Raw genomic sequence first — 19,442 nt, 5'->3', positions numbered from 1 at the left:
GGGAGAGAGGACTTCACGCGAGCCCGAATGTTTTCCTCAAGCTTGCATCCACCGGGCCGGAGGGCATGAAGCGCCGCAATTTGCGCAACAGGGACGCTTCGCCGGCCGGTGTGCGACGCATACGCCAGGCGCCGAGCGCCGCTTCAACGATTGTCTTCGCCACGCCGTCGGGCGCGGGGGCACCTTTGACACTGTTGACGACTGCGCTCGATGCAAGGGCACGCTCGCGATCATAGTCGGCGATTTTCGAGCTTGCCAGAGGGGCGTTGATGTCCAGATTGGTCCTGGTAAAGGATGGTTCGACCAGCGTTAACCGGATGCCGAACTGGCGCACCTCATGGTCCAGGGTCTCGGTCAGCCCTTCAACGGCATGCTTGGACGCCGAATAGAGTCCCATATAGGGGGCGGGCAGGAACCCGAGCACGGAACTGACATTGACGATCCTTCCGCCGCGTTGTGCACGCATATGGGGAAGTACTGCCTGCGTCGTGCGCAGAATGCTGAAGACGTTGGTATCGAACAGCGACAAGGCCTCGGCAGTCGACGTTTCCTCCACGGCACCCATCAGGCTCGCTCCCGCATTATTGACAAGTACGTCAATTCGCCCGGTGCGTTCGATGACGGACTGGATTCCAGCCTGGACCGAAGCATCGTCGCGAACATCCATCTCGATGAGCCCGACTCCGGAGATAGGCACCGCTTTTGCGATGCTGCGCACTGTGCCAAACACGCGGCAACCTCGCCTCGCGAACTTCTCGGCGGTGGCGCGTCCGATACCCGATGACACGCCGGTCACAATAACGACCGTGGAATTCGACATGAACAGCTCCGTTTGGTGAATTGATAGTGTTTCAACGCGCGTCGAGCGCATCCTGCGTCATGAGGTCGGGATGCGATGAGTGGTGGCCCAGGCTCTTGTGTGAACCCGCGGCGCTGCCGGGCCGGATCCTGAACCAGATCGAATACATGGCCGGCAGGAACACCAGCGTCAGCACTGTTCCGGCCAATGTACCGCCGATCAGCGTGTAGGCGAGGGTTCCCCAGAACACCGAATGCGTCAGCGGTATGAAGGCCAGGATCGCCGCCATAGCCGTGAGGATCACCGGGCGCGCCCGTTGCACGGTGGCCTCGACGACTGCATCGAATGGATCCAGCCCGGCCTGTTCGTTCTGGTGAATCTGCCCGATCAGGATCAGCGTGTTGCGCATCAGGATCCCCGAAAGCGCGATGAGGCCGACCAGCGCATTGATGCCAAACGGCTGCCTGAACAGGATCAGCGTCGGCACCACGCCGATCAGGCCAAGCGGGCTGGTGAGGAACACCATCACCATTGCGGAGATCGACCGAACCTGGAGAATGATGATGACCAGCGTGATCGCCAGCATGATCGGGAACAGCGGCAACATGGCGGTCGTCGCCTTGGCCGATTCCTCGATGGAGCCCGCCTGCTCGATGCGATAGCCACTGGGCAGCTTCGCGATGATCGGCTGAAGCTGCCTGGTGATTTCCGTTGATACGTCTGGCGGCTGCAGGTTGTCGGCAATGTCGCCGCGTACCGTGATCGTCGGCACGCGGTCGCGCCAGCGCATGATCGGCTCCTCCAGTCGCACGTCGACCTTGCCGACCTGCGACAGCGGAATGCGCTGCCCGTTGGCGCCGGCTAGCGTGAAGTCGCCGAGCCGGGCAGGGTCGAGACGCACATCGCCGGCCGAACGCGCGACCACCTGCACGGTACGGATATCTTCACGCACGGCGGTGACAGGCACGCCGGTGAGCAGGAACTGCAACTGTTGCGCGACGGCGCTGGACGTCAGTCCCACCGCCTGCAAGCGATCCTGCTGCAAGGCGAAGTGCAGTGTCGGCGAGCGCGTGCCCCAGTCGGTGTTGACCGTGCGCATCATCGGACTGGCCTCCATCACCTGCTGGACTTGAGCCGCGATTCCACGCAGTTTGTCCGGGTCCGGACCGGTGACGCGATAGGCGACCGGGAACGGCGAATATGGCCCGAACACGAGTTGCGTGACGCGTACGCGCGCTTCGGGCACAAGACCGTCGGCGATAGCTCGCCGCAGTCGCGCCTTCAATGCATCGCGTTCCTCCTGACTGTCCGTGCGGATCACAATCTTCGCGAACGACGGATCGGGCAGTTCCGGCCCCATCGCCAGGAAGAAGCGCGGTGCACCTTGTCCGACGTACGCGGTGACGATCCTGGCGTCCTTCTGTTCAGACAACCATGCCTCCACCTTTTGCGTGGCGGCGCTGGTCTGTGAAATCGATGTGCCATAGGGCATCTGCACTTCGACCAGCACTTCGGGACGGTCGGAGATCGGGAAGAACTGCTTCTTGACCACGCCCATACCGAGGATGGCGATGGCAAAGAGGCCAACGACCGAACCGGCGACCAGCCATTTGCGCACGATCACGCGCGTAAGCAGCTGACGGAAGCGGTTGTAGCGCGGCGTGTCATAGATCGCGTCATGCCCGCCTTCGACCTTTTTGAAGTCGGGCAGCATCTTCACGCCGAGGTAGGGCGTGAAGAACACGGCAACGACCCAGGATGCGATCAGTGCAATGCCGACAATCCAGAACATGTTGCTGGTGTATTCGCCCGCGGTGGACCGCGCGAAGCCGTTGGGCATGAAGCCCACGGCCGTCACCAGCGTGCCCGCGAGCATGGGTGCGGCAGTATGGCTCCAGGCATAGGCAGAGGCGGCCACACGGCTGTAGCCTTCCTCCATTTTCACCACCATCATTTCAATGGCGATGATCGCGTCGTCTACCAGCAGGCCCAGCGCAAGGATCAGGGATCCCAGCGTGATGCGATCGAAGTTCTTGCCTGTCGCGGCCATCACCACGAATACGATGGCCAGCGTCAACGGGACAGCGGCGGCAACCACCAGGCCTGCGCGCCAGCCCATGCTCACGAAGCTCACGAACATGACCACCAGCAGGGCGACAAAAAACTTGAGCATGAACTCGTCGACCGCCGAATGAATGTTGACGGCCTGGTCGGTGACCTTTGTCAGGCTCATGCCGAGCGGCAGCCCGGCGTTGATTGTGCCGACCTCGCTGTCCAGTGCGTTGCCGAGATCGAGCCCGTTCCAGCCGTCGCGCATCACGATGCCCAGCAGCAGCGCGGGCTCGCCGTTGTTGCGGATCATGAATGTCGCCGGATCTTCATAACCGCGCTCGACGGTGGCAATGTCCGACAGTTTCAGCGTGCGACCTTGCACGACGACCGGCGTGTCGCGGATCTTCTGCAGATTGTCGAAGGCGCCGTCCAGGCGAATGAACACCTCCGGACCTTTGGTCTCCACGGAGCCGGCTGGCGTCAGGGCGTTTTGGCCATTGAGCGCGGCGAATACGTCCTGCGGGCTGACACCGAGCGTTGCGAGCCGGTCATGCGAGAACTGGACGTAGATGCGCTCGGCCTGCTCGCCGATGATATTGACCTTCTTCACGCCCGGCACATGCAGCAGCCGTTGACGCAGCGTCTCGGCATCCCGCACGAGCAGCCGTTGCGGTTCGCCCCGGGCTTTCAGTGCGAAGAGCGCAAACGTGACGTCAGCATATTCGTCATTGACCATCGGCCCGATCACGCCAGCCGGAAGGTTGGCTGCTTCGTCGCCGATTTTTTTCCGGGTCTGGTAGAACTGCTCCTGCACTTCCGACGGTGGTGTGCTGTCGAGCAATGTTAGCGTCGTGAAGGCCAGGCCAGGTCGTGTGTAAGTTTCGGTCCGGTCGTACCAGCGCAGCTCCTGCATGCGCTTTTCGATCTTCTCTGCGACCTGATCGTGCATTTCCTGCGCAGTGGCCCCCGGCCATACGGTGACGATGGTCATCACCTTGATTGTGAACGCTGGATCTTCGGCGCGACCCAGCTTGAAGAACGACAGGAGCCCGGCCAGCGAGATCAGGCAGATCAGGAACAAGGTGATGGAGCGCTCACGCACCGCGAGCGCCGACAGATTGAATCGGCCTTCGCTCACGGACGTGCTCCTTCGTTCGCCATTGCGACGGCCTCGCCGGACACGCGGACCTGTTCGCCTTCGTGCAGCAACTGGGCACCGAGCGCAATGACGCGATCGCCTTGCTTCAACGTACCGGAAACGCGCGCGCTGCCGTCGTCCAGGTGAAGAACCGTCACCGGCTGCCATGCAACCCTGGTCGGCTTGCCGTCGACGACCCACACGCCGGGCCCTTTGCCCGCGTCGAGCACGGCGCCAATCGGCACCTGCATGCCGCCCTGGAGCGCCACGCGTGCGTCCGGTATCTCGATCGTGATGGTTGCGCCTAGCGGCGCGCCGGCCAGCGCGTCCTGCAACACATAACGAGCTTCGAAGGTGCGGGTACGCGGATCCGCCGTATCCGAGAGCTGGCGTAGCGTGGCCGGCACGCTGACGCCGCTGTTGCCGAACAGGGTCGCATGGGCGACCGAACCCATGGCGGGGCGCAGAGTTTCCGGTAGCTGGATCACGGCCTCGCGGCGCCCGGCATGGGCCAGGCGCACTACGGGCTGTCCGGCGCTGACGACCTGGCCCGGTTCGGCCAGCGTTTCCATCACGACGCCATCGCCGTCCGCGGCCAGATTGGCGTAGTCCGTCGCATTGCGCGCCACGTCGGCGTCGGCCTGGGCCGCGCTGAGCTGCGCCCTGGCGGCATCGGCGGCCGCCTTGGCCTGGTCGTAGGCCGAAACCGAGATCGCACCCGTGCCGCGCAGGTCGCGATAGCGCTCCTCATCCTGCGCGGTCTGCTGCGCCCGCGCCCGCGCGGCGGTGACCGCCTCCTGCCGGGCCTGCGCGGCAAGCTTGAGATCGATGGGATCGAGGCGCATCAGCAGCTGGCCGCGTTTGACGGTTTGGCCGGTATCCACAAGCCGTTCCAGCACCTTGCCGGAAACACGAAAACCCAGGTCGCTCTGCACGCGAGCCGCGACAGTCCCCGTAAACGAACGGGCTGCGGGGACGGCGCTGTGAACGATGGCCGTGCGCACCAGCGGGACCTCGGTGCGCGGATCGGGCGGTGCTTTTTCGCCACAGGCCGCTAGCGCAAGCGCTAGCGCACAGGCGAGTGCGGATGTGGCGAGACGACGCGAGAACATGAAAGTCCCATCGATAAAGTGATGACGACTTTCATTATGGTTCTAGTGACTATTTCAGTCAAGCGTCACTAGCGAGGCGCATCAGGGCGACAGACTTCGGAGTACCAGGCTGGATAGCTGTGCAGGTGCGACGTCGGTGGTGTCGCGGTTGTATTGCAGGAGTAGCGGATTGAGATAGGGGCGCAGCACCAGGTAGATCGCCATTGCAGTTTCATCGAGCGGCGTCTTGCGCTCGAAGTCGCCGCTTTGCCTGCCCGCCTGCAGGACTTCCTGGAGCAGCTTCTGCACGCGTGCTTCATAGGCTTGCACCGCCTGCCAGTTTTCCGTGGCGGCTGATGCGGCAATGTCGTATAGCTTGCGGTCCCGGAAGAACAGCTTGAGGCTCGCTTCGGTAAAGACCTTGAACATTCGTCGCAGCTTCTCCGGCGGCAGATCGGTCTCTGCGACGGCTGTCCGGACCTCGCTTTCGATTTCCCGCAGGCAATTGACGCAGATCATTTCGCCAATGGCCTGCTTGGATTCGAAGAATTTGTAGATGTAGGCCTTGGAAAACCCGATCGCCTTGGCAAGGTCGGAGACCGTCGTTTTCTCGTAGCCATACCGGCTGAAGTGCTCCGTGGCGGCGGCAACGATCTGGTCCCGCACCTCGTGGTCAACCGGGCCGCGCGCGGGGACGGAGGGAGTGGTGGTGTTTTTCATGGCCATAGCATACAGGAATGGACAACCAGTGACCATTTGGTATTATGGTCACATCAGGAACCTTGTGAAGACGCTCATGCTACCCAAACACCTCCTTGTTGCGGTCATTGTCGCCAGCCTCTCTGGAGCCTGCGCTGTGGGCCCCGATTACGTCCGGACCGACGTGGCAATGCCGGACCATTTCCATGGCCAGGCCGCGGTAGATCACCGGGAGGCGGCGGCGAGCGCAGACCTGGTAACTTGGTGGACGGGTTTCGGCGATCCGCAACTGACGCGATTCATCGCGCTTGCGCTTGATCAGAACCTCGACCTCGCGCAGGCGTCCGCTCGCGTGGTGCAGGCGCGTGCGGGACTCGGCGCGGCGAACGCCGCGCTGCTTCCTTCTGGCAATGTCAGTGGCCAGATGGCCCGGGTCTACCAGTCGGTTGAAACTCCGCTGGGACGCGTCCTGAACTCAACGCCTGGTTTCGATCGCTACGGCAACGACTACGAGGCCAATTTCAACGCGAGCTGGGAACTGGATGTGTTTGGTGGCCTGCGTCGCGAGCGGGAAGCGGCAGTTGCCGATTATCAGGCTTCAGAGGCCGGCGAGGTGGCCACGCGCCTGGCTGTGGCAGCACAGACGGCCGACATCTACATCACCATTCGTGGATTGCAGGCTCGTTTGCAGGTGGCCCGCAAGCAGTTTCAGACGCAGCAGGATCTGCTCTCGACCATCAAGCTTTTGTATGGGAAAGGCCTGGCGGCCGATCTTCAGGTGAGCCAGGCTGAAGGCGCGCTGGCGCAGGTGCAGGCATCCATCCCGGTCCTGGAGGCCGGCCTGGATGCGGCGATGAACGCGCTGGACGTGATGCTGGGCGCACAGCCCGGCACGCATCGGGCGGAACTGTTCGAGGGTGCTGGTATCCCAGCCGCCCCGCGAATTGCGGGCACCGGCTCGCCTCGCGAGTTGCTCAGGCGTCGGCCCGATCTGATCGTGGCTGAGCGTCGCCTTGCTGCATCCAACGCGCGTATTGGCGTGGCAGTCGCTGAGTATTACCCCAAGCTGTCACTCAGTGGACTGATTGGGAGCGCCACCTCAGTGGCCAGCGGCAACCTGTTCAGCAGCGGTGCCAGTCAGGGCGCTGGCGTGCTGGGGTTGCGCTGGCGTCTGTTCGATTTCGGCCGCATCAATGCGCAGATCAATGAGGCCAAAGGCCAGGATGCCGAGATGCTCGCCGCGTACCGGCTTGCCGCACTGCACGCAACGGAGGACGTCGAGAATTCTTTCTCTACGCTCGTGAAGCGCGAGGAGCAGGCTGCCGTTCTCGCGCAGGGTGTGAATTCGCTAGGCCGGGCGCGAGCCGCCTCGTTTGCGGCCTACCAGAAAGGTGTCGTCAGCCTGATCGAAGTCCTGCAGGCCGATCAAAACTTGCTGCGCGCATCCGACGAGCGGGTGCAGGCGCAAACGGAATCCGCCCGCGCAGCGGTCGCTGCATTCAAGGCACTCGGCGGAGGGTGGCAACCCGCCGATCCTCAGGCCGTTGCAAGCCGATAGCACCACCGCCTTGGGCCGGCTGCAGCCGGCCCGCTCGTTTGCAGAGGCTTTCCTCCGACAGTCGGGACGCTGTTTGCGGCGCCTGCCGATGCGCAGTGCGCACGACGGGCAAGTGACCGTTGGTAATTCGAGAACGGCCACAACTAATGCAATGACCTGACTGACGGAAACGGGTCGGTCCCAGCCTTTCACTTGGCGCTCGCTCAGTGTGAGTCGACGCTTGCCGAATGACCTGGACTCCGGTGTTTTCAAAAAATCGACCGCCCGGTAAGCGTGGTCAACCGTTCAAGCGCCTGAACGCCCGCAAGTGAGTTGCCGTTCGCGTCGAGTCCGGGCGACCAGACGCAGACGGCCATTTCCCCCGGCAGCACCGCGACGATGCCGCCGCCCACGCCGCTTTTCGCTGGCAAGCCGACGCGATACACGAAGTCACCGGCCGCGTCGTACGTGCCGCATGTCAGCATAAGGGCGGACAGGCGTTTGGCCGAACTCGCGTCGAGGATACGTTCGCCAGAGATCGGCGCGACGCCGCCGTTGGCGAGAAAGAGCGCGGCCTTCGCCAGTTCGACGCAGTTCATCGATATCGCGCATTGACGGCAATACGCATCGACGACAGCCTCGGGCGGCATCTCCAGGTTGCCGAAGCTCGCCATGAAATGGGCCATCGCGCGATTGCGGTGTGCGTGCTGCAATTCGGACTGAGCCACGCGCATGTCATAGTCGATGGTCGATTCACCCGTCAACCGCCGCATGAATTCGACGAGCGCTGTCTCCGCGTTGACGAAGCGGCGGCACAGCACATCGGTGACGACCAGCGCGCCTGCGTTGATGAACGGGTTGCGCGGCTTGCCCTTCTCGGCCTCGAGTTGCACGAGCGAATTGAAGGCCGTACCCGACGGCTCACGGCCCACGCGCTGCCACAACGCATCGCCCAGCAGCCTGAATGCCATCGTGCACGCGAACAGCTTGGAGATGCTCTGAATTGAAAAGCGCGTATCGGCTTGTCCCACGCGATACACGTCCCCCGAGGTCGTGACAACGGCCATGCCGAAGCTGTTGGCGGGCACATTCGCGAGTTCGGGAATGTAGTCTGCGGCGCGGCCCGCGGTGCGCCACGGCTCGATGTCGCGATGGATCTGTTCGAGGATCGCTTGATAGTTCTGGTCGGACATTGGTGGCTGCATCCAGGAGCCCTTGAGCATGGGTCGCGATGATACCGCAGCCAGGCAGTGTTAGGTGCCTCGCCCACAGTGTCGAGCACATGGGTCGGTCTCCGCCTTTCGCATCCCCCGTTGCGATCGGTGATCGATCTCGGTTCGCATCGGACCCGGTTCGGCCAGTTTCTGCCCTTGCCCAGAGCGTACGGAAGGACATTCAAGAGGCTGCTCCGCCCCAAGTACCAGACATTCAAGTGGCAGCGCACCCACGCGCACGTGAGGGACCAGACCCTGATCACTGGTATCGTGACGCCAAGCGGACATGCCTTTACCGGTCCACCTTGCTTTGCCTGAATCTCTTCACGGCTTCTTCAACCGCAGTGTCGGGATTCTGGGGGATGATGTTGACGGGTATCACCACTTCGCAGTCGACAGGTTCCAAGCCCCCGATTGTCAACTCAGCAACCGCGTTGCCGATTACGCGATGGAAGTACGTCGCATAGGCACGGACATCGGTCTCGTCAGGCTGAACCTTGTCTGTTTGACACATGCCACCGTCCTCAAGTTGTGTGTGAATCCTTCCGTTTTTGAAATCCAGCGCGAAGACAAGGCAGATGGTCATTCTGGGATTGAACAGAACCACTCTCACGACACCCGGCCCAACGGCATCCACGTGCATGGTCATGTCTTCTAATCCGGGGACAGCACCATCCGGCCAAAGGCCTACGGCTACCTTTTGACCTTGCAGTCCATCAACATTGGCGGGCGCTTTTCCCTCGCGCAGTTCCTTTAGCGTATGCGAGTCTATAAGGTTAGACCACGGCTCCAGCCGATCACGGACACGATATGACTCGCGCGCGTCCGGTACCTGTAATTCTTTCAGAATGTACAACCTTGCCAATCCTTCTATCACATCCAAGTCAGCTGACAGCCGCCGCCGATCACTGGGTATGTCGGGGTCTACGATGTCCTTGCCTGCGGTAGCATGGGCGACTGCGCAGCGCCCGCTTTCAAACAGATGCATACCGACATCCAAACCACTGGCCCTCAACTCGGCAACGCGCGCCGCCGCGTTGTCGCTCAGTGCGTCAAGGTTCGCATCGATCCAAGCTCCCTTTTGCCTGCCATCTGCGAATTGCGATTCAATGACCTTGTAGAAGCTGAGGAACGCGTAGCTGTCGTGTACATGCTGGAGCCTGCGTCCTTCACGATAGAACGCGAGCGCCTTTCGAGTATTTTCGTCCCGCACAAGCGGCATGTGGTTGCAATCAAACGCTTTCTTCCCAAATACGCCAATGGTGGAGAAAACGTTACGAGGGTCGCCGTATAAGATGGGATGACTACCATGTGTATAGCCGCTGACATCCACGTATCCACCATTGAACCATCCAAGAATTGAGGTGAATCTGTACACCTTGGATAGTGAGTCATCGACATTGTCGCGGTCGCAAGCCACGCTGATGCAGGGGGGTGACGGTTTTCCGTTCCGCTCAGTTCCCCGAATGATGTAATCCTCGCCGTCATAGCGCACCCATACATCGTCCTTGGGCCACGGAACCGACGACGCGACGCCCGCAGTCAGCCAACCCATTCGACTGCGTAGTTTTTTCTCTACTGTCTCGCCAAACTGGTGCGGTATGTACGGTGCGGTCATGAGTCACACGCCTTTGAGAATTTTCGCTTTGCAGCACCCAATTGTAGTCGTCTTCGCGCATTCATCGGCCCAGCGCACAAGCGCAGGCAGGACTGTGTACTTTTGCCAGATCACACCTAGCTTCGGGAGATTACTGTCTGCCCCAGACGCTTTTGCAGCAACGGCCATCACGGCGAGTCTTCACCAACGGATGACCGTTTTTTCCTAGTAAGCCGACGTCGATGTCGCGCCCGTCGAAGGTCCGCAACGGGTCGACAGGAGGCATTCGACTTTTTCTACGGCGGCCGCTCGCAGAAACATCTGCCATACCCGGAGGAATGAAAATCTGCCCCTGCGCAGGACCCTGCGGCATATGGGGATGCTTGGTCGGACTGTAGGGATGGCACGTATGTTCTGGGAAATTTCGAGCGAGCGGCAGGAGCTCAGCTGGCCGGTGTATTCACGAGGTGCGGCATGCAAGTTCTTGATTTCGCGCCGGGGCTATCGCCAGACGGAAGCAGAATAGCATTCCATTTGTCAGAACGGACCGGCTCTGCTGAGTGTGCAATCTCCCGTGAGGCATTTGAAGCACATCTCCAGCTGCCGCCAGGCGCCAGCGAAGTCCGCACGCTCAAAGCGTTTGACGACGGTCGAAATCGTATCGTCGCGGTTGCCGAGTGGAACATGCGGACTCGGCCGGGCCCGCCCGTTTGCCTAACCAGTCGTGACTTAGTCACCAGAGGTTAGGCAGCGGTGCTTGGCGCGCAGGAAGTCGAAACGGTATTGACCTGACTCCTCGGTCCGTCGTGAGCAAAGCTTGTTAAAAAAGCACGACCGCTCAGTCGTATCTAATTTCTTTTATGAAAAGTTTGCGAACTTCAGGCAAGTCGAGCTTTTCCGCGCCGTGCGCGCTCCAAATGGTGGAGATATTGGGGCGCCCAATACGTCGATTCGGCGATACCTGCAGCCGGAGCGGCGCTGAGGAGGTGGGAGCCGCCGCCCACCGATTTCCGCGCGGCGGCCCACCGCAATGGACTGACGGCATCCACCGAAGATGCGATTCGCGCAATGGTGTCTAAGAGACAAAAGCGACTGCCAGTCTTGGCTGGAAAGGCTTCGAGCCACATGACATGCGGTGAAATAACTTTCGCATAGCCTGTTGCGGGAGCCATAGATACAGTGCGCATATCGGATGCGATGCACTGTTCCACAACCTCACCGCAGACGATATCCCCCGGTCACTACCGTTATGGCATCGTCATGGAACAACTCGGAAAATTCTCGCTATATGTCACGGCATTCGTCATTGCCGTATCGATGGTCGAAGCCGTCTGGCTGAGTCGGAGAAACCGCAATGCGGCCACGCCATTCGCGTGGTACGAAGTGTGGCTTTCGCTGGCCGACGTCTTCGCGCGCAAGCTGCTCGCGCTGCTGCCGCTCTCACTCGCGACACCTGTGTTTGCGCTAGCCTGGGAGCATCGCATCTTCACGGTGGAACTCAATAGCGCGCTGATGGTGATGGCGCTCTTCATCGGTCAGGAATTCTGCTACTACTGGTATCACCGCGCGTCGCATCGCATTCGCTTCTTCTGGGCCACGCATGCCGTGCATCATTCGCCGAACCAGTTGACCCTCTCAACCGCGTACCGGCTCGGCGTGACGGGCAAGCTGACGGGCTCGGCGATTTTCTTCGCGCCGCTCGTGTGGCTTGGCGTGCGTCCGGAAGTCGTTCTGCTAACGCTCTTCTTCAACCTCATGTATCAGTTCTGGCTTCATGCCACGTGGATTCCGAAGCTCGGTTGGCTCGAGTATGTGTTCAATACGCCCTCCTCGCACCGCGTGCACCATGCGTCGAATGTCGAATATCTGGACGCGAACTACGGCGGCGTGCTGATTATCTTCGACCGGCTGTTCGGCACTTACGTCGAGGAACGTGCCGACGAACCTTGCCGCTACGGGCTTGTTACGCCAACAACCTCACGCAATCCGTTCGTCGTCGAGTTCGAGCACTGGGCGACCCTTGTCCGGGACGTGTTGAAGGCGAAGAACGCGTGGACCGCGATCAATCACGTTATCCGGCCACCGGGCTGGATGCCGGAAGGCGGCGAAACCACGGAAGAACTGCGCCACAAGAGCGAGGCCGCGCGTCGCGGATACGAAGTGACCAACAGCTGATCAACTGGCGATTTGTGCAGGGCGAGCTGACCAAGCTTCAATCGTTGACGACGCATACGGGTGATGGGGCGCACGCCGGGCGCACGTGCGCCCCATGTCCATCGTGCCCGGCCATCGTGTGTACCTGCCGCAAGCAGCATGATTCGGTTCATGGTGTGAATTTCCTGGGGAGGGAGCCGCGTCGCGCGGCGGGATTACTGCCGGGGAGGTTATTTGTTGGAGGTGGCCGCGTGGTCGCGATGACACCGTCGACCGGCGTCTTGCCGACGAATGCGAAGCCGCGCCAAACCACGAGGATGCCGGCGGCCGCGAGATATTTCTTCGTATCTGACTGCATGAATGCTCCAATTGCTGGCGGTGAATCACTTCGGTGCCGGAGAATTGATAACCTTCCTTGCCGCACTTTTGCGCGATCCAGATAGGGAAGGGCAGCGTGTGCAGGCCTTCGTCTTTTCCGATGTGGTGCGCCTTGCAAAGCAACATGCCGTTGACCGTCATGTCGTCGACGAACCGGGTCCAGTCGGTGAAGTTGTCCCAGTCGAATGCCTGGTTCGCTTCACCCCAGACGCCGACCTGCGCGTCGAACTTGAAGCGCTCCCATTCGATCATCTCGGCAAAGGAGCGCTCGATCGGGTGGTGATGCGCTTCGAATGGATGGCCAACTTTCGTCGGCCGTCGCGTTGCAGATGAAACAGCGGCCGCCGTACCGCGAGAGCAAGGCATTACGCGTGCGCTTGAACAGAGCCTTCGTCATATGCGGCTCGTGGCCGGGGATGTTGACGTCAACGGTCAACGTCTCTTTTCCTTCGTGGATTTGGGTAACGTTGGTCATTTCCGTAAACGAAGAAACCGCCCGAAGGCGGTTGTGGCGAGTGACGAGGTGACAAAAAAGCCACCGCGAAGGTGGCTTGATGGGTAGATCAGGTAATGACTGGATCAGTTTGTCGTTTCATCCAGTTTCGACCGATCGCTCTTGAGAGTCGGTGGGCCGGGGTCTCAACCATGAAGTACATAAGGTTGGTGAGGATGATGGCGATGCATAGCAGAGCAATCCAGTACTGCGCACCTGCCAGACTGCTATACATCACAGCAACGACCGGTATCGCCAACTTGTGCGTGAGATAGAGCGAATAGGATGCGCGGCCAAGCGGCGCAACTCGCGTGAATATCGTCCGCGACGCGCTCGCTTCCAGTTCTGCAACGATCCAGAGCGCGCACAGGATTGCGAAGGGAAGCATGCTCCACTTGTAGTGCAGCGGCGTCAGGAAATGCAGGATCAAGGCGATTGCGTTCGCCAACACTATTAACACGCGTAACGTCTGTCGCACGCCAGCCAAGCCCAAAATGCGTAGTGATGTCGGGGATCTCGACGAAGAAGCGTAAAACTGCGCGATGATGCAACCGAGAAGCCAGATCGGCAATCCGCGCAACGTCGTCAGGATGATCCCGTTAGACCAGAAGTAGCCGTGAGTGTCATCCGGAATAAGATTAACAACCAGCGCCATTAGGAAGGCAATGGCCGTGAGGTGCGGCAATCCCCCTTTGCGCGCGACTCGCAAGATGACCGGATAGCCGAAGTAGTAAAGGATTTCGCTGTAAAGCGACCAGAGCACGGCATCGAGCTCGTATGTTCCGTTGGGTAGCACTTTGGCAGCGGTTACTGCCACTATCATCGGCGCGCCAATACGCACCAGTCGTGCGACGTAGAAATTCTTGACAGCAAGCGTTTTCCCCGAGACATACGGCAGATGGATGCAAAACCCGGAAATGATGAAGAACGCCACCACTGCGGCCGTGCCACAGAAAACGCTTTTGAACATGCTCTCGATGGTCAATGCATGACCGGCGAACATACCAAAGGTGAAATGAATGGGCGGCGGCCCGAAGTGGCTCAACATGACCCAGAGTGCACAAACAAGCCGCAGGCCATCAAGCGCTTCAAATCGAAGGTCTCTGTTCTGTGTCACCGCTTACCCCGTTCTTGAGTTTAGTTATCGACGATGCGACGGGGTGATAAAGCAATAACGAGGCCGGACGCGTCTGTGCCGCGCGCCGGTTGGGAAAATTGCTTTGTGGCCCTTTGTGGCCCGTAACAGTGGGTAACGCATGACGCGTGTTACGGGTACATCGAATGCAGAATTCTGGACACGCGTTGCGTTATGCCGCCACAGTCCTCGAATGACCTTGCACGACCGCTTGATTTTGTCGAGGCGGCTTCGAAATTCGTACCTATTTGATCTTCGCTGCAGCCGCGACCTTGCGCACCGCCTCTTGCGGGTCTTCATTCGAGTTCATGAAGCCCGTCACAACGTCGGTAATCGCGCCTTCGGTGGCAGACGACTGAACGTCACCAAACGCGAACGACGGAAAGAACGTGTTGGATTTGATGGTGGATTGCTCATCTGCGTATGACTTCTTGGCACAGGCGTCGAACTTGTCCATTGAAACATCCTGCCTGACCGGAATCGAACCCTTGTAAAGACTGAATTGCTCCTGGAAGGCGGGCGACATGATTGTTTTCGCCAACGCAAGCTGTCCAGGCGTCGCTTCTTTTTTGCCGTTCTGCTGGAAAAACACGAACGAGTCTACGGTGTAGGTGAAGGCGTTCGACGTACCCGGCGCAGCCGCGCAGATATAGTCAACGTCGGCTTTCTTGTTCGCATTGGCAAACTCACCTTTCGCCCAGTCCCCCATGAATTGCATCCCACCCGATCCGTTGATGACCATGGCAGTCGCGAGATTCCAGTCACGGCCGGTCGAGCCTTTGTCGAAGTAGCCTTGAATCTTCCGGACAGTCTGGAATACCTGCAACATCTGCGGCGAAGTGAGTGTTTTCTGGTCGAGCTCCATCATGGCCTTGCGATAAAAATCCGCGCCCTGAGAAAGCACGACCGTCTCCCAGATGGTCATGTCTTGCCAAGGCTGGCCACCACGCGCGACGGGCGTCATGCCCGCAGCCCGGAACTTGTCGGCTAGCGCGAAGAACTCGGGCCATGTCGTCGGCGGCTTACCACCCACTTTATCGAGTGCGGCTTTGTTGATCCACAGCCAGTTGATCCGGTGCACCGAGAACGGCGCCGCCACATAGTGGCCCTTTGACATCATGGTCTTGTTGATCTGCGCGGGAAGTTGGGCTTTCCAGTCAGTAGCGGACTTGTCTATATCGACCAACACACCTTGATCAGCCCAGTCCTGTATCAGCGGCCCCTTGATCTGTGCAGCCGACGGCGCGTTACCGGACATGACCTGTGTCTTCAACGCCGTCATGGCCGCCGCACCCGCCCCGCCGGCTACGGCAAAGTCTTTCCACTCGTAACCCTGCTTGTTCATGTCGTCCTTGAGCACTCTGATTGCCTTCGATTCGCCCCCAGAGGTCCACCAGTGCAATACAGAAAGTGACTCGGCAGCACTTGCGACCTGTGCGCCTGTGGCAAGCACCGCAGCGACGATTGCGGCTGACATGACTGTTCTTTTCATGGCTGTCTCCGTTAGTTTTCTTTATGAATCACCAGGCAGGCGCACGCCATGATGGCGTGCGTTTTCGTAGCGCTTACAGATCGAAACCGAGTTGGGCCTTCCCGAGCGGCGTCAGATCTTCGACAGTAGCCCGTCCGACAAAGTCGACTTCGAAATGGTCGGTCGGGAAGTCAGGCGGGCTTTTGCCTTCAAGGAAGCTAGGCAACTGGCGCTTGAGGTATTCGTCGTTCTTGGCACACGCCGGCGCCGACGCGATATACATCACGTTGCTGTAGCCTGCGCCGCGGTGCGCGTCTTCCACTGCGTGGATCACGTCGCTATGCCAGAACACGGTGTCGCCGGCCTGCATGTGGGGAATCGATGAGAGCGCGTCGAAAAGCGGCGCATGAAATTCCGGCTTGATGGAGAGCGCGCGACCTGGCATCGCGCCGCACAGGTCGTCATCGGCCACATCGTCCTGAAGGGCGCGCAACAGGATATAAGCCATCGAATTTGCAATCGGCACGAGTTGCAGCGTGCCGTCGCCAGGGCCTTGCGGCGTCAGTGCGGTCCAGCCCTGAAACGTGCGGAACATCGAACATACGGCGGGAGATGCAATCTCTTCTACGTCCGGCCGGAATGCGGCGTCGAACGGATCATATTGACGCCAGTTGCCGTCGAACACATGCCGGTACACCTTGCGGAAATTCGCCTCGATCCAGCGCTCGACCGAGCCGCCGTCGCAATGCGCGGACAAGCCCAATGACTCGGAGCCGGGTGGCCGGCGACGCATCCGGTCCGCGTAGACCGGCACTCGCTCTGGATCGAAATGGATCCGGCCTTCACTTTCATTGCGCCACAACCGGTTCAGAAAGACACGAGCCGCAGTCAGCGACGGCGCCTGGCGCGCGAGGACCTGCGGCTTTGACCAGTACACGCCGTAAATCTGCGGCTTGCTGGATGCGAGCTGGCCAAAGTATTTGTCCTCGGCCCGATTCTGCAGGCGCGTATTCAGGTCGTTGCGTTCGAGGTAGTCCGCGATATCGCGGTCCCACCCTTCCACCAGAGCGCGGTCGAACACGTTGCGGATCACACACGCACCACGTGTTTTGACGAGTTCGATCTGCTCGGCGCTCACGCGCTGCTCCGCGATGTCGGAGAACTGGATTTCGGGGATCACGTTTTCGCCGCGACTGCGTTGCGCGGCAATTCTGCTGGCTTCGGTGCGGATCGTTTCATCCACTTCGGCGAAAACATCCCGATAGTTCGGAAGTCGTGCGCGAAGCTCCTGTTTGGCCTGCCGGATGGCTGCCGGCAGGTCGTCGATGATGAGTGCCATGGTCGTCTCCTCGTGGGTTCTGCTGTATCCGCAGGATAGGCTGACCGTGCACACAGAAGTGATACCATCCAGACAATTTCTTTGCGTTTTCTGCCATGAAACCAGCATACGAACATGTCGAATTTGGCGACGACTGCTCGGTCAGGGTTTACCACCGGCGTCTGCCGCGCATTCCGTTCGAATGGCACCACCATCCCGAATACGAACTAACCCTGACGCTGAACAGCCAGGGCAAGCGCTATATCGGGGATTCGATTGCAGACTATGTAGACGATGACCTGGTTCTTGTGCCCCCGAATCTTCCTCATACATGGGCGTCGAATCGCTCGATCGACGCAGCATCTCCTCAGGTTGCAATCGTGATCTGGTTTGGCGGCGATTGGGCGCGGCGGCTTGCGGACGTCTGCCCGGAATATGCGCCTTTGCGTAACCTGTTGCGTCGGGCCGCTTGCGGGCTGGCATTCGGTCCGGAGGTCGCCGCCGCGATGCGCGTACAGGTCGACAAGCTGCTGTCCAGCACCGCGCGAGAACGCCTTGCCGGGGCACTCAATGTCTTGTGCATGCTCGCAGAAGCACCTGGCGATCCGCTTGCTTCGCCGACCGCGTTTAGCGACCGTGCAGAGGGTCCTTCAGGGCACGAACCGGAGCGTATAAACCGCGTGCTCTCAATGATTGATTTACGCTTCGCTGAACCACTGCGTCTATCCGACCTTTGCGACGCTGCTAACGTGTCGGAACGTTCTCTGGCTCGCTACTTCGAGCAGCACATTGGAGAGAGCGTTGGGCGATATATCGCGCGAGTCAGGATTGGACATGCCTGCCGGATGCTCGCGCACACCTCGACTCCCGTTTCCGTCGTTGCAACGCGCTCCGGGTTTCCAAACGTGGCTAATTTCAACCGACAGTTCAAAGCGTTGAAAGAACTCACGCCCGCCGCTTACCGCAAACAGTTCGCGGCCGGCGATATTGCCGAGACAGACGCCAGTCCGCAGATCAACGAACGCTCACCTTCGTTGCAACGGAACCCGCGACTACCGAAATCAATTGCGTAACGCAGGCGAGCGAGCATAAGCGCGGGATTGACGTTGGCCGCATTGGGGTGCCTTCTTGTCGGGTGAGAGTTGGCACTCGAAATGCGCATTCATGGCCCAGAAAGCAAGGTCGATGAGCAGCGGCTTGTGTACGACGGACGCGAGTGCAACGGGCTTGCGCAATTGAGTCCGGTCGTCGATCATCTTCCCACCAACATGCACTAGAATTGACACCGTCGCGGATGCTCAAGCGGCTAAAAATACTCAGAATGGATTTATAAGCGCACAGGCCAGTGCGAATGCAGAGCCCAGTCTTCGTCGGCAGAGAGGCCGCGTGAGGCTCTTGATAACTACTAATCGAGCTCTTGTGAAAGAGCCCCCAATCTATGCAAAGCAACTATAACCTCGGGTTAGTCGCCGTTTCCCTTATCGTCGCGACGCTTGCTTCGTTTACGGCAATCGATCTCGCAGACCGGCTTTCCATTCTGGCTTACGTCCGTGCCCGGCAACTATGGCTGGCCGCCGGCGCCCTGGCAATGGGCGTTGGCATTTGGTCCATGCACTTCATCGGCATGCTGTCGTTTTCCCTGGATATTCCGATTAATTACGATTTCGCCATAACCTTTTACTCGCTCGCGATTGCGGTGATCGTCTCGTGGTTTGCGCTGCATGTCGTCACGCGGGAACGTCTGAAGCTGTTCCATTTGCTGGCGGGTGGGGTTCTCATGGGGTTAGGTATTGCCGGCATGCATTACATGGGAATGGCCGCGATGCTGATGAATCCGGCGATTCGCTACGAACCCAGAATTTTTGCCGGCTCGATCTTCATTGCAATCGCAGCGTCTACTGCGGCGCTGTGGGTCGCGAACACGCTGCGCGGCGCAGATCAGAACCATGTGATGCCCAAGCGCATTGGTGCGGCCTGTGTCATGGGGATTGCCATCGCGGGTATGCATTACACCGGCATGGCCGGGGCGAATTTCCCCGTTGGCTCGATTTGCGGCGCAGCGACCGGCGTCAAGCCTCAATGGCTCGCCGCCGCTGTCATTACGTTTGCGTTCGCAATTCTTATCGCGACGCTGCTTCTTTCCCGTCTCGACGCCAGAGTCGCGTTTCTCTCCAATTCTGTCGCGCGACTCAACGATCAGATCGACCGCGTGCGAGGCTCGACACGTTGACTGCTGGATTGGTGGATCATGTCAACGCGCCGTGCTTCTGAACGGCACTAGACAGTCGGCGTGCCCATCGTGACCGCTGTTATAAGCCGCATGCACTCGCGGTCGGATTGAGGCCTGTCATGCCGCCCCATGAGGG

Annotated in this window: 16 protein-coding genes; 6 read left to right on the top strand and 10 right to left on the bottom strand. The window is 60.0% G+C overall.

Annotated features, from left to right (window positions below; translation table 11 throughout):
* Positions 1 to 13 precede the first annotated feature (13 nt).
* The 4 genes from BLW71_RS26755 to BLW71_RS26740 form a co-directional block, all read right to left on the bottom strand.
* Positions 14 to 820, bottom strand: coding sequence for an oxidoreductase (locus BLW71_RS26755; RefSeq protein WP_091808930.1), 807 nt, complete (start codon positions 818 to 820; stop codon positions 14 to 16).
* Positions 821 to 851: 31 nt separating this feature from the next.
* On the bottom strand, positions 852 to 3,989 hold the full coding sequence (locus tag BLW71_RS26750) for an efflux RND transporter permease subunit (protein WP_091803911.1): 3,138 nt from the start codon (positions 3,987 to 3,989) through the stop codon (positions 852 to 854).
* Positions 3,986 to 5,101, bottom strand: a complete 1,116-nt coding sequence (locus BLW71_RS26745; protein WP_091803909.1) for an efflux RND transporter periplasmic adaptor subunit — start codon at positions 5,099 to 5,101, stop codon at positions 3,986 to 3,988. The genes BLW71_RS26750 and BLW71_RS26745 overlap by 4 nt, the downstream gene beginning before the upstream one ends.
* Positions 5,102 to 5,182: 81 nt before the next feature.
* Positions 5,183 to 5,800, bottom strand: coding sequence for a TetR/AcrR family transcriptional regulator (locus BLW71_RS26740; RefSeq protein WP_091803904.1), 618 nt, complete (start codon positions 5,798 to 5,800; stop codon positions 5,183 to 5,185).
* A gap of 76 nt (positions 5,801 to 5,876) precedes the next feature.
* Here BLW71_RS26740 and BLW71_RS26735 point away from each other — a divergent pair, with 76 nt between their 5' ends.
* Entirely contained in the window at positions 5,877 to 7,337 is a 1,461-nt protein-coding gene (locus BLW71_RS26735; RefSeq protein ID WP_091808928.1) for an efflux transporter outer membrane subunit, read from the top strand.
* Between the two features lie 248 nt (positions 7,338 to 7,585).
* Here the strand turns inward: BLW71_RS26735 and BLW71_RS26730 are convergent, their stop codons facing one another.
* Both BLW71_RS26730 and mauJ read right to left on the bottom strand, forming a co-directional pair.
* On the bottom strand, positions 7,586 to 8,509 hold the full coding sequence (locus BLW71_RS26730) for a glutaminase (protein WP_091803901.1): 924 nt from the start codon (positions 8,507 to 8,509) through the stop codon (positions 7,586 to 7,588).
* Between the two features lie 313 nt (positions 8,510 to 8,822).
* Positions 8,823 to 10,148 (bottom strand): methylamine utilization protein MauJ, encoded by a 1,326-nt coding sequence (mauJ, locus tag BLW71_RS26725; protein WP_091803898.1) that lies wholly within the window; start codon positions 10,146 to 10,148, stop codon positions 8,823 to 8,825.
* Positions 10,149 to 10,601: 453 nt separating this feature from the next.
* Between mauJ and BLW71_RS26720 the strand changes: the two genes are divergently transcribed.
* Together BLW71_RS26720 and BLW71_RS26715 are read left to right on the top strand one after the other, a co-directional pair.
* Positions 10,602 to 10,874: a DUF1488 family protein gene (locus BLW71_RS26720; RefSeq protein ID WP_091803895.1), complete on the top strand. Its 273-nt coding sequence runs from the start codon at positions 10,602 to 10,604 to the stop codon at positions 10,872 to 10,874.
* A gap of 513 nt (positions 10,875 to 11,387) precedes the next feature.
* Positions 11,388 to 12,302, top strand: a complete 915-nt coding sequence (locus tag BLW71_RS26715; RefSeq protein ID WP_091803892.1) for a sterol desaturase family protein — start codon at positions 11,388 to 11,390, stop codon at positions 12,300 to 12,302.
* 148 nt (positions 12,303 to 12,450) lie between these two features.
* On the opposite strand, the gene BLW71_RS41775 is transcribed toward BLW71_RS26715, so the two are convergent.
* Positions 12,451 to 12,639, bottom strand: coding sequence for a hypothetical protein (locus BLW71_RS41775; protein WP_177205126.1), 189 nt, complete (start codon positions 12,637 to 12,639; stop codon positions 12,451 to 12,453).
* A 2-nt stretch (positions 12,640 to 12,641) separates the two neighbouring features.
* Here BLW71_RS41775 and BLW71_RS41770 point away from each other — a divergent pair, with 2 nt between their 5' ends.
* A complete protein-coding gene (locus tag BLW71_RS41770) occupies positions 12,642 to 12,992 on the top strand; it encodes a hypothetical protein (protein ID WP_177205125.1) in 351 nt (116 codons plus the stop codon).
* Positions 12,993 to 13,222: 230 nt separating this feature from the next.
* On the opposite strand, the gene BLW71_RS26705 is transcribed toward BLW71_RS41770, so the two are convergent.
* From BLW71_RS26705 to BLW71_RS26695, 3 genes are all read right to left on the bottom strand, one after another.
* Positions 13,223 to 14,269 carry an acyltransferase family protein gene (locus BLW71_RS26705; RefSeq protein ID WP_286162113.1) on the bottom strand — a complete coding sequence of 349 codons (1,047 nt, stop codon included), beginning with the start codon at positions 14,267 to 14,269 and terminating at the stop codon, positions 13,223 to 13,225.
* A gap of 262 nt (positions 14,270 to 14,531) precedes the next feature.
* On the bottom strand, positions 14,532 to 15,779 hold the full coding sequence (locus BLW71_RS26700) for an ABC transporter substrate-binding protein (protein WP_091803886.1): 1,248 nt from the start codon (positions 15,777 to 15,779) through the stop codon (positions 14,532 to 14,534).
* Positions 15,780 to 15,852: 73 nt separating this feature from the next.
* On the bottom strand, positions 15,853 to 17,097 hold the full coding sequence (locus tag BLW71_RS26695; RefSeq protein WP_091803883.1) for a DUF1479 domain-containing protein: 1,245 nt from the start codon (positions 17,095 to 17,097) through the stop codon (positions 15,853 to 15,855).
* Between the two features lie 95 nt (positions 17,098 to 17,192).
* Here BLW71_RS26695 and BLW71_RS26690 point away from each other — a divergent pair, with 95 nt between their 5' ends.
* Both BLW71_RS26690 and BLW71_RS26685 read left to right on the top strand, forming a co-directional pair.
* Positions 17,193 to 18,149 (top strand): helix-turn-helix domain-containing protein, encoded by a 957-nt coding sequence (locus tag BLW71_RS26690; RefSeq protein WP_091803880.1) that lies wholly within the window; start codon positions 17,193 to 17,195, stop codon positions 18,147 to 18,149.
* Positions 18,150 to 18,514: 365 nt separating this feature from the next.
* Positions 18,515 to 19,306, top strand: coding sequence for an MHYT domain-containing protein (locus BLW71_RS26685; RefSeq protein WP_091803876.1), 792 nt, complete (start codon positions 18,515 to 18,517; stop codon positions 19,304 to 19,306).
* Positions 19,307 to 19,442 lie beyond the last annotated feature (136 nt).

The sequence above is a fragment of the Burkholderia sp. WP9 genome (assembly GCF_900104795.1).
Taxonomy (GTDB): domain Bacteria; phylum Pseudomonadota; class Gammaproteobacteria; order Burkholderiales; family Burkholderiaceae; genus Paraburkholderia.
The sequence above is the reverse complement of the archived record's forward strand: the minus strand, read 5'-3'. Positions and strand labels throughout refer to the sequence as shown.